The sequence below is a fragment of the Blautia sp. ZXY-1-C6 genome (assembly GCF_056339875.1).
Window position 1 is genome coordinate 1 of record NZ_JBWJVQ010000049.1, and the last position, 10058, is coordinate 10058.

6 protein-coding genes and 2 pseudogenes are annotated in these 10058 nt (G+C 43.6%); 7 read left to right on the forward strand and 1 reads right to left on the reverse strand.

Annotation, left to right across the window (positions count from 1 at the left end; translation table 11 throughout):
* The 6 genes from AC075J_RS02100 to ygfK all read left to right on the forward strand — a co-directional run.
* On the forward strand, window positions 1-503 hold a 503-nt coding region (locus AC075J_RS02100), incomplete at its 5' end, for a bifunctional adenosylcobinamide kinase/adenosylcobinamide-phosphate guanylyltransferase (RefSeq protein ID WP_476389913.1).
* Window positions 504-548: 45 nt separating this feature from the next.
* Window positions 549-1325 (forward strand): adenosylcobinamide-GDP ribazoletransferase, encoded by a 777-nt coding sequence (locus AC075J_RS02105; protein WP_008703284.1) that lies wholly within the window; start codon window positions 549-551, stop codon window positions 1323-1325.
* Between the two features lie 10 nt (window positions 1326-1335).
* Complete coding sequence (locus AC075J_RS02110; protein ID WP_022381052.1) at window positions 1336-1716, forward strand: bifunctional adenosylcobinamide kinase/adenosylcobinamide-phosphate guanylyltransferase; 381 nt, start codon at window positions 1336-1338, stop codon at window positions 1714-1716.
* Window positions 1709-2308: a histidine phosphatase family protein gene (locus tag AC075J_RS02115; RefSeq protein ID WP_022381051.1), complete on the forward strand. Its 600-nt coding sequence runs from the start codon at window positions 1709-1711 to the stop codon at window positions 2306-2308. The genes AC075J_RS02110 and AC075J_RS02115 overlap by 8 nt, the downstream gene beginning before the upstream one ends.
* A 306-nt stretch (window positions 2309-2614) precedes the next feature.
* On the forward strand, window positions 2615-3946 hold the full coding sequence (ssnA, locus tag AC075J_RS02120) for a putative aminohydrolase SsnA (RefSeq protein ID WP_008703281.1): 1332 nt from the start codon (window positions 2615-2617) through the stop codon (window positions 3944-3946).
* A 113-nt stretch (window positions 3947-4059) separates the two neighbouring features.
* On the forward strand, window positions 4060-7059 hold the full coding sequence (gene ygfK, locus AC075J_RS02125; RefSeq protein WP_055052749.1) for a putative selenate reductase subunit YgfK: 3000 nt from the start codon (window positions 4060-4062) through the stop codon (window positions 7057-7059).
* Window positions 7060-7096: 37 nt separating this feature from the next.
* On the opposite strand, the pseudogene AC075J_RS02130 reads toward ygfK, so the two are convergent.
* Window positions 7097-7860, reverse strand: a pseudogene (locus tag AC075J_RS02130) (IS5 family transposase).
* 570 nt (window positions 7861-8430) lie between these two features.
* Between AC075J_RS02130 and AC075J_RS02135 the strand changes: the two are divergent.
* Window positions 8431-10058: pseudogene (locus tag AC075J_RS02135) on the forward strand (molybdopterin cofactor-binding domain-containing protein); the annotation flags it as partial.

Sequence of the window (10058 nt, forward strand, 5' to 3'; positions counted from 1 at the left end):
CTGCTTTTGCGGAAGACAGGGTGCTTTCTTTCGGGGATGCACAGAGGATTTATATAGCGACCATGCACCCTTTTGATGAAGAGAGCCATAAAAGGATCGAGAGACACCAAAAGATGCGTGCAGGAAAAGGTTTCGAGACAGTTGAGTGCTATACAGGGCTCAAAAATGTGAAACTGCCTGCCGGATGTGTGGTGCTTCTGGAATGTATGTCGAATCTGGTGGCAAATGAAATGTTTGAAGAACAGGGAGCCCATGACCGGACAGTTTCGGAAGTTACAAAAGGGATTGAGAATCTGCTGGAACAGGCTGCTCATGTGGTAATCGTTACAAATGAGATTTTTTCAGATGCGGTTGTGTTTGATGGAGATATGGATTCTTATCTGGAATATCTGGGAAAAATCAATCAGGCTGCTGCGCAGAGAGCTGATGAAGTGGTGGAAGTTATATATGGGATACCAGTCTTTCACAAATCTGCAGATACCTGCAGCAATCTTTGCAAATAATATATTTGACAGGATTGCCATAATATGAAAAAGAGGAATTGATCAATGAAATCTTTATGGAATAATTTTAAGGTGGCATTTGCCATGTTTTCTAAGATTCCCATGCCCCGCGCTGACTGGACAAAGGAAAATATGAAGTATATGTTCTGCTTTTTTCCGTTTATCGGAACTGTGATCGGCGGGCTGACTATGCTGGTGGCATATCTGGGACTTCGGTTTGGGTATCAGCCGGGATTCGTGACAGCAGTGCTGGTGCTGGTACCGGTATTTGTGACAGGCGGGATCCATGTGGATGGTCTTTTGGATACTTCGGATGCCCTGAGTTCCTGGCAGGAGAGAAGCAGAAGGCTGGAGATTCTTAAGGATTCCCATGCAGGTGCTTTTGCCGTTATTACTGCGGCGGTATATTTCATTGCCTGGTACGGCGCTTACAGTCAGTTGTTTAACAGTGCAGAGAATATGAGGGCGATCGGAATTCTGAGCCTTGGTTTTATGGTTTCCAGATGTCTGTCAGGGATTGGAGTTATTACCTTTCCGAAAGCAAAGGCAGACGGTACAGTTGCTGAGTTTTCCAGAAATTCTTCAGATGTGCTCTCGAGAAATGTGCTGATCGTCTATCTGGTGCTTCTGGCTGCGGGAATGATTTTGATCCGGCCTGTATGGGGAAGTCTGGCTTTTGTGGGAGCTTTGCTGATTTTCTGGTATTATCATCATATTGCGATGAAGTACTTTGGCGGGACAACCGGGGATATTTCAGGATTCTTTCTTTGTATCTGTGAAGTTGGGATGGCATTGATCCTGGCGGTGGTTTCTAATTTTTGAGGAGAAGAGTATGGAAATGATAATCGGCGGTGCATATCAGGGAAAGACTGAATATGCCAGGAAACAGTATCCACAGTTAAGGTGGAGTGACGGCGGTTCTGTCACAGAGGAGGAACTGATGAATGCTCAGGGTGTGACTGGTTTTCAGCAGTATATCCGCAGTGAACTGGAGAATGGAAAGGATGTGTCAGATCTTGCGGAAAAAATCATCTGTAAGAATCCGGATATTGTCCTTGTCTCTCAGGAAGTAGGGTACGGGGTTGTACCTGTGGATGCTTTTGACAGAAAATACAGAGAGGCTGTAGGGCGTGTATGTACGAAGCTGGCAGCATACAGCCATAAGGTGACGCGCGTGATCTGCGGGATTGGAACGGTGATCAAAGATGATTAAATTATGGCTGATCAGACATGGAAAAACAGAAGGGAATAAACTTTCCAGATATATCGGCACAACGGATGAGCCGTTATGTCAGGAGGGAACAGAGTTTCTGCATAAGATGGATTATCCAAAGGTTCAGGCGGTTTATGTAAGTCCTCTGAAACGATGCGTGCAGACAGCAGAGATTCTTTTTCCGGGAGAGCCGGTACATATTATTGAAGAGCTGGCAGAATGTGATTTCGGAGAGTTTGAAAATAAGAACTATAAAGAGCTGGAAGGTAATCCGCACTATCAGGAATGGATTGACAGCAACGGTACTCTGCCTTTTCCGGGAGGAGAAAGCAGGGAAGGGTTTAAAAGCAGAAACCTGAGAGGATTTGACAGGGTTGTGTCCGGATGTATCCGCAGCCATGTGGCAGAGGCGGCACTTGTCATCCATGGCGGTACGATCATGAATATCATGGAAGAGTATGCAGATATACAGAAACCATTTTATGAGTGGCATGTGAGAAATGGCGGCGGCTATGAGGTGGAGCTGGATGAGAATCTCTGGAAGAATGGACGAAAACAGCTCAGGGTTAATTCTGCGATTATGGAAGGATAACTCTCCTATCTTACAAAAATTGTTGACAAACCTGAAAATTTGTCATAAAATCAGCTTCATCAGAAAACAGGAAAATCAAAAAAAGAACGAGGTTGTTCATTGTCATCAATGACTGCCCCGTTCTTTTTTATCTGTTCACCGGAGATAGTATAAAACCTAAAAAAAATTTGAAAAACCAAAAAGTTTTTGTAAATTCTACTTGCATTATTCGGAGAAGTATGTTACAGTATTAGTACATAATTCCTAAACAAAAGGTAAAAAGCAGTATCGAATTGGTAGTTTTTGACAAGTGAAAGGAGGAACTATATGCTGGTAATTGGTAATGGAAGAATGATCACACAGGACGCATCCAATCCATTTCTGGAGAATGGTGCTGTAGCAATGGATGGTAACACCATAGTAATGGTGGGGGTAACTGAAGAGGTAAAGAAAGTTTATCCGGATGCTGAATTTGTTGATGCGAAGGGTGGGGTTATCATGCCGGCATTTATTAATGCCCATGAGCATATCTACAGCTCCTTCGCAAGAGGCTTAAGCATTAACGGATATAATCCTCAGGGATTTCTGGATATTCTGGATGGCTTATGGTGGACAGTTGACCGTCATCTGACACTGGAGCAGACAAAGCTTTCTGCATATGCTACATACATTGATTCTATCAAGAACGGTGTAACCACAGTGTTTGACCATCATGCAAGTTTTGGCCATATTACAGGTTCCCTCAATGCGATCGAGGAAGCTGCGAAGGATTTAGGTGTGCGTACCTGCCTCTGCTATGAGATTTCTGACCGTGACGGAATGGAGAAATCCAGAGAATCTGTAATGGAGAACGTGAATTTTATCAAGCATGCACTTGCAGACGACAGTGATATGATCGCCGGAATGATGGGTATGCATGCATCCTTTACAATCTCTGATGAGACAATGGCTCTCTGCAATGAACTGAAACCGGAAGGTGTTGGATATCACATCCATGTAGCAGAAGGCATTTACGATCTCCATCAGTGTCTGAAAGAGCATGGCAAACGTATTGTTGACCGTCTTCATGACTGGAACATCCTTGGACCGAAGACTTTACTCGGTCACTGTATCTATGTGAATGAACATGAAATGGATCTGATCAAAGATACAGATACCATGGTTGTACATAACCCGGAATCTAACATGGGTAATGCATGCGGATGTCCTCCAACCATGAGAATGGTACAGAAGGGAATCCTCACAGGTCTTGGTACAGACGGATATACTCATGATATGATGGAATCCTGGAAGGTTGCAAATGTTTTACACAAACACAGCCTCTGCGACCCGAACGCAGCCTGGGGAGAAGTTCCACAGATGCTTTTTGAAGGAAATGCAAAGATTGCAAACAGATACTTTAAGAAACAGCTCGGTGTCCTGAAAGAGGGTGCGGCAGCAGACGTGATCGTGATCGATTATGATCCGCTGACACCAATGAATGAAAGCAACATTAACGGACATCTGATGTTCGGTGTAAACGGAAGCATGGTCCAGACTACTGTATGTAACGGTAAAGTCCTGATGAAAGACCGCGAAGTCCTTGTATGCGACGAGGCAAAAGTTATGGCAGACTGCCGTCAGGCTGCAAAAGAACTTGCAGATGATATTAATGGTTAATCTGTAAAGAATTGTAAAAAAGATAAGTTTTCTGCCTGGCAAAAATAAATGTAAATAAAATATAGAACGGATGGAGAGAAGCCATACCGTATGAAATAATGGAGGATCGGATTATGAGTGAAGTCATGACCTGTATGCCCTTTGAACAGTTAATGAACTGGGTATTAGAAGAAAAGAAAACAAAAGGAACAGTTTTCGGACAGCACAGAGCTTATGCAGCGGAAACTGACAGGAAGCTGAATATATTTGAGAGAAATCTGGAAACACCGATCGGACCTGCTGCAGGACCGCATACACAGTTAACACAGAACATTGTTGCTTCTTACTATGCAGGCGCACGTTTCTTTGAGCTGAAAACAGTTCAGAAGATGGACGGTGCAGAGCTTGCAGCCTGTATCAACAGACCATGTATCCTTGCAGATGATGAAGGATATAACTGTGAATGGTCTACAGAGCTTTATGTTCCTCAGGCAATGGGAGAATATATTAAAGCATGGTTTATCCTGCATGTGATCGCCAAAGAATTTGATCTGGGTGCACAGGACGGATTCCAGTTCAATATTTCCGTTGGATATGATCTTGCAGGGATCAAAGAGCCAAAGGTTAATACTTTCATTGACAGTATGATGGAAGCAAAAGATACTGAAATCTTTAAAGAATGTAAACAGTGGTTATTGGACAATGTAGATAAATTTGAAAAAGTTACAAAAGAAGATATTGAGGCGATTCCGTCTGATATCTGTAATTCCGCAACAATCTCTACTCTCCATGGATGTCCTCCAAACGAGATTGAGAGCATTGCAAATCATCTGTTTAAAGAGAAACATTTGAACACATTTATCAAATGTAACCCGACTCTCCTGGGATATGAATTTGCCAGAAAGACCATGGATGACATGGGATATGATTATATGGTATTTGGTGATTTCCATTTCAAAGATGACTTACAGTACGAAGATGCGATTCCGATGTTTAAGAGACTGCAGGCACTTGCAGATGAATTGAACCTTGCGTTTGGTGTGAAGATCACCAATACATTCCCTGTAGATGTTACAAGAAATGAACTTCCAAGCGAAGAAATGTATATGTCCGGAAAATCTCTTTTCCCGTTATCCATTTCTCTTGCAGCCAGACTTTCCCGGGAATTTGACGGAAAACTCCGTATCGCTTATTCAGGCGGTGCTGATTACTATAATATCGACCGTATCGTCGGATGTGGTGTATGGCCTGTAACAGTGGCAACTACACTTCTGAAGCCGGGCGGATATCAGAGATTTACCCAGATGGCAGAGAAAGTAATGGCTGACGGTGTGAAAGAATGGAAAGGCATTGATGTAGCTGCACTTGAGCAGCTGGCCGAGGATGCGAAAAAAGATACTCACCATGTAAAGAGCATCAAACCGCTTCCTAAGAGAAAAACTGATTCAGAGGTTCCGCTCCTTGACTGTTTCTTTGCTCCATGCGAAGAAGGATGTCCGATCCACCAGGATATCACAACCTATGTGAAGCTGGCAGGAGAAGGCGATTATGCACAGGCATTAAGAGTTATCCTTGAGAAAAATGCACTTCCATTTATCACAGGTACTCTCTGTGCGCACAACTGTATGTACAAATGTACACGTAACTTCTATGAAGAACCTGTAAATATCCGCAACACTAAGCTCATCGCAGCACAAAACGGATATGATACAGTGATCGATGAGATCAAAGCAGGCACAGCAGACGGTAAGAAAGTAGCTGTTGTAGGTGCAGGTCCTGCAGGTATTGCTTCTGCATACTTCCTTGCAAGAGCAGGTGCTTCTGTAACAGTATTTGAGAAAGAAGAGAAAGCCGGCGGCGTGATCCGTTATGTGATCCCGGGATTCCGTATCTCTGATGATGCAATCGATAAAGATGTTTCCTTCATCCAGAAGATGGGTGTGGAGATCAAAACAGGTACAGAAGTGAAATCCGTACAGGAATTAAAAGCACAGGGTTATGACGCAGTGATCGTTGCAACAGGTGCAAATAAACCGGGTACTCTGAAGCTTGAAAAGGGTGAAACCATCAATGCTCTGAAATTCTTAAGAGATTTCAAAGCAACTGGCGGTAAGGTTGCGCTGGGTAAAAACGTAGTTGTGATCGGTGGCGGTAACACTGCCATGGATACTGCAAGAGCTGCGAAACGTACAGAAGGTGTAGAACATGTTTACTTGGTATACAGAAGAACCAAACGCTATATGCCAGCAGCAGAAGATGAGTTACTGGAAGTACTGGAAGAGGGCGTAGAGTTCAAAGAACTTCTTTCTCCTGTATCTCTGGAAAACGGCAAACTGCTCTGTAAGAAGATGGAACTTGGCAGCATGGATGCTTCCGGACGTGCAGGTGTAACAGAAACGGGCGAAACAGAAGAAGTTTTGGCTGATACAGTGATCGTTGCAGTTGGCGAGAAAGTTCCGACTGAGTTCTATGAAGCAAATGGTATTGCGGTCAATGAGCGCGGAAAAGCCCGCATCAATGATAAGACAATGGAGACAAGTGCAGAAGGCGTTTACGTTGTCGGTGACGGTGCAAGGGGAGCTGCTACGATCGTAGAAGCGATCCGCGACGCACAGGTTGCTGCAAAAGCAATCCTTGGACATGATATTGTAAAAGGACAGCCTGTACCGGGAACAGAAAAAGACTGTTACTCCAAAAAAGCAATACTCAAAGAAAGCAAGGACGCTGCGAGCGAAAGTGAGCGCTGTCTGACCTGTAATAAAGTCTGTGAGAATTGTGTAGATGTATGTCCAAACAGAGCAAACATCTCCATCAAAGTTCCGGGAATGGCAATGAATCAGGTGATCCATGTAGATTATATGTGTAACGAATGCGGCAACTGCAAGAGCTTCTGTCCATATGCAAGTGCACCGTACAAGGATAAATTTACATTATTTGCTTCTGAGGCAGATATGGCAGACAGCACAAATGATGGATTTGCAGTGATCAATCCGGAGACAAAAGAGTGCAAGGTTCGTCTCCTTGGTCAGATTTCCGACTGCAAGGCAGATGATGCAAATGATAAGTTGTACGAAGGTCTTCGCAGACTGATCTGTGCAGTAATCGATGATTACAGCTATCTGATCATGAAATGATGATCCTAGAGCGTGTCTGAAAAACATTTTAAATTGTTTATTTTAACCAAATTAATATTGAGGCGATACAAATAAATCCCAAGTAGGTTGCAGCTAATTTGTCATAACGTGTAGCGATTCGTCGGAATGCTTTTAATTTCAGAAAATACTTTTCTACTAAATGGCGTTCTTTGTATAACCACCAATCACAATGACGTTCAAATTTAGCTCCCTTTCGGGATGGAATGGTTGGCTCTCCACCGCGGGCGTACACATAATCAAGTAATTTATTACTGTCGTATCCTCGGTCAGCTAACACATTGCTTCCGTTTATTTCAATTTGATCGAGCAAAGGGATTGCATAATTGATATCATTACGCTGTCCCTCACTGATCATTAAATAAACTGGATATCCATAGGCATCTACTGCCGCATGGATTTTGGTGCTGGCTCCTCCACGGCTATGCCCGATTTCATTTGAAGGCCCCCTTTTTTTGCACCGGCACTATGCTGGTGCGCCTGGATAATAGAAGCATCAATGGATAATTCTTCCAATTCTGCTTCAAGACTTAAAATACGGAAAATATTATCAAGGATACCATCATCGATCCATTTTCGGAATCGGCTATAGACAGTTTTCCATGAACCATAACGTTCAGGAAGATCGCGCCAAGGTGCCCCACTACGTGCAAGCCATACAATTCCATTCATAATGATACGATTGTCTTTCCTTGGACGTCCTTGTTTTCCAGTATTTTCAGGAGGTAATAAAGGTTCAATGCGAAGCCATTCTTCATCAGTCAACTCATATCGTCTCAACATAGTGAACACCCCTTTTTCTTTATTTTATCATGAAAAAGGGAAATAAAACATGCGTTTTGTGCAATTTTTATTTTTCAGACACGCTCTAGTACATCGTTTTCGAAATAACTATACCACTCACTTGTCTGCGAATCCGATTGCATAGGTATAAAAGCCTCAGCGTAGCCCGCTACGCCTGCGTTTTTATACCGGCGCACTCTTCGAATCCGCATCCTACGCGATTGATATAGTTATTTACGAAACACTGTACTAGAGCGTGTCTGAAAACAGGAATAAAGAGCTGTAAAATAATTTTAAATTTGTAATATCAGATAACTTATAAAGAAATATTTAACTCTGTCCACAGCAGAAAAAGGCTGTAGACAGCGTTGCATATCAGGCTGAATCGCGGCCGCATGTTACTTTTGTAATAAATTCATGCGGTATCACAGGCAGATAAAAAACAGAAAGAGGTAAACTCTGGCTGACTGCCCTAATTGGCAGACGTGCGGAAAAAGAAAGGAGAGTCCGATATAGGCAGTATTTACAGTCAATGGACAAAAGGTCGAACCGACCGGAAATCAGAAACTACTGCGCTTTTTGAGGGATGAACTTCATCTGACTTCAGTGAAGGACGGCTGCAGTGAAGGAGCCTGCGGAGCCTGTACAGTTATAATTGACGGAAAAACATGCAAGGCATGTGTGCCGGACACAGATTTACTGGATGGCAGGACAGTGATCACAGTAGAAGGACTGACTGAATGGGAGAGGGAAGTCTATACCTACGCTTATGGAAAAGCAGGTGCTGTTCAGTGTGGATTCTGTATTCCGGGTATGGTAATGTGTACAAAGGCTCTTCTGGACGTGAACAAAGAGCCCACAGATGATGAGATTAAATATGCACTGCGCAATAACTATTGCCGCTGCACGGGCTATGTAAAAATTATGGATGCAGTAAGGCTGGCTGCGAAAGTTTTAAAGACGGGTGTGATTCCGGATGATCTGGATCCGGACTGGAATATAGGACATAGAGTATCCAGAGTGGATGTGGAGGAGAAAGTACTGGGAACCGGCAAATATCCGGATGATTTTTACTTTGACGGAATGCTGTATGGGGTGGCACTCAGAAGTAAATATCCACGTGCACGTGTACTTGAGATCGATACAGCAGCAGCAAAGGCACTTTCCGGGGTAGAAGCGGTATTAACAGCAGAGGACATTCCGGGAGAGAATAAGATCGGACATCTGAAACATGATCAGTATTCACTGATACCTGTAGGGGGTCTGACACATTATCTTGGAGATGCCATTGCCGTTATTGCTGCAAAAGACAGAGAAACAGCTGAGAAAGCTAAGAAACTGATCAAAGTAAAATATGAAGTGCTGCCTCATATTCGTACAATTGAGGAAGCAGCGGCAGAGGATGCACCGAAGGTATTTGATGAAGAAGAAAATAATATCTGTGCACATAAACATATCAGCAGAGGAAATGCAGATGAAGCAATCCGTAATTCCAAATATGTGATCAGTCATCATTTTGAAACCCCATGGACAGAACATGCATTTCTTGAGCCTGAGTGCGCAGTGGCTTTGTATGATGAGGACGGAGATATTTTCGTATATTCCACAGATCAGTCTGCACACCAGACATTACATGAGTGTTCCCTGTTACTTGGAACGGACAGAGTAAAGGTACAGAATGCACTTGTAGGCGGCGGATTCGGCGGAAAGGAAGATATGACAGTACAGCATCTGGCTGCGCTGCTCACTTATGCTACTAAGAAACCGGTGAAGATGAAACTGACCAGAGCAGAATCCCTGCTGGTTCATCTGAAGCGTCATCCGTTTTATATGGATATGACCATGGGCTGCGATGAGAACGGCAATATCATGGGGGTAAAAGCGAAAGTAGCATCAGATACAGGTGCATTTGCCTCACTTGGCGGTCCTGTGCTGGAACGTGCATGTACTCATGCGGCAGGTCCCTATCATTATGAGAATTTCGGAGATTGAAGGAACTGCTTACTATACCAACGAATGCGCCTGCCGGAGCGTTTCGCGGTTTTGGTGTAACCCAGACCTGTTTTGCAACAGAAACCCTACTGAATATGATGGCAGACAAAGTAGGTATCACTCCATGGGAAATCCGTTACCGCAATGCGATCCGTCCCGGTGAGACGCTTCCGAATGGTCAGATCGTAGATAATTCCACAGGTCTT

What these genes read in the sequence shown, in the direction of transcription:
- ssnA (WP_008703281.1), top strand. Translation starts at nt 2,615, where the DNA reads ATGCTGGTAATTGGTAATGGAAGAATGATCACACAGGACGCATCCAAT.
- AC075J_RS02115 (WP_022381051.1), top strand. Translation starts at nt 1,709, where the DNA reads ATGATTAAATTATGGCTGATCAGACATGGAAAAACAGAAGGGAATAAA.
- AC075J_RS02110 (WP_022381052.1), top strand. Translation starts at nt 1,336, where the DNA reads ATGGAAATGATAATCGGCGGTGCATATCAGGGAAAGACTGAATATGCC.
- AC075J_RS02105 (WP_008703284.1), top strand. Translation starts at nt 549, where the DNA reads ATGAAATCTTTATGGAATAATTTTAAGGTGGCATTTGCCATGTTTTCT.
- ygfK (WP_055052749.1), top strand. Translation starts at nt 4,060, where the DNA reads ATGAGTGAAGTCATGACCTGTATGCCCTTTGAACAGTTAATGAACTGG.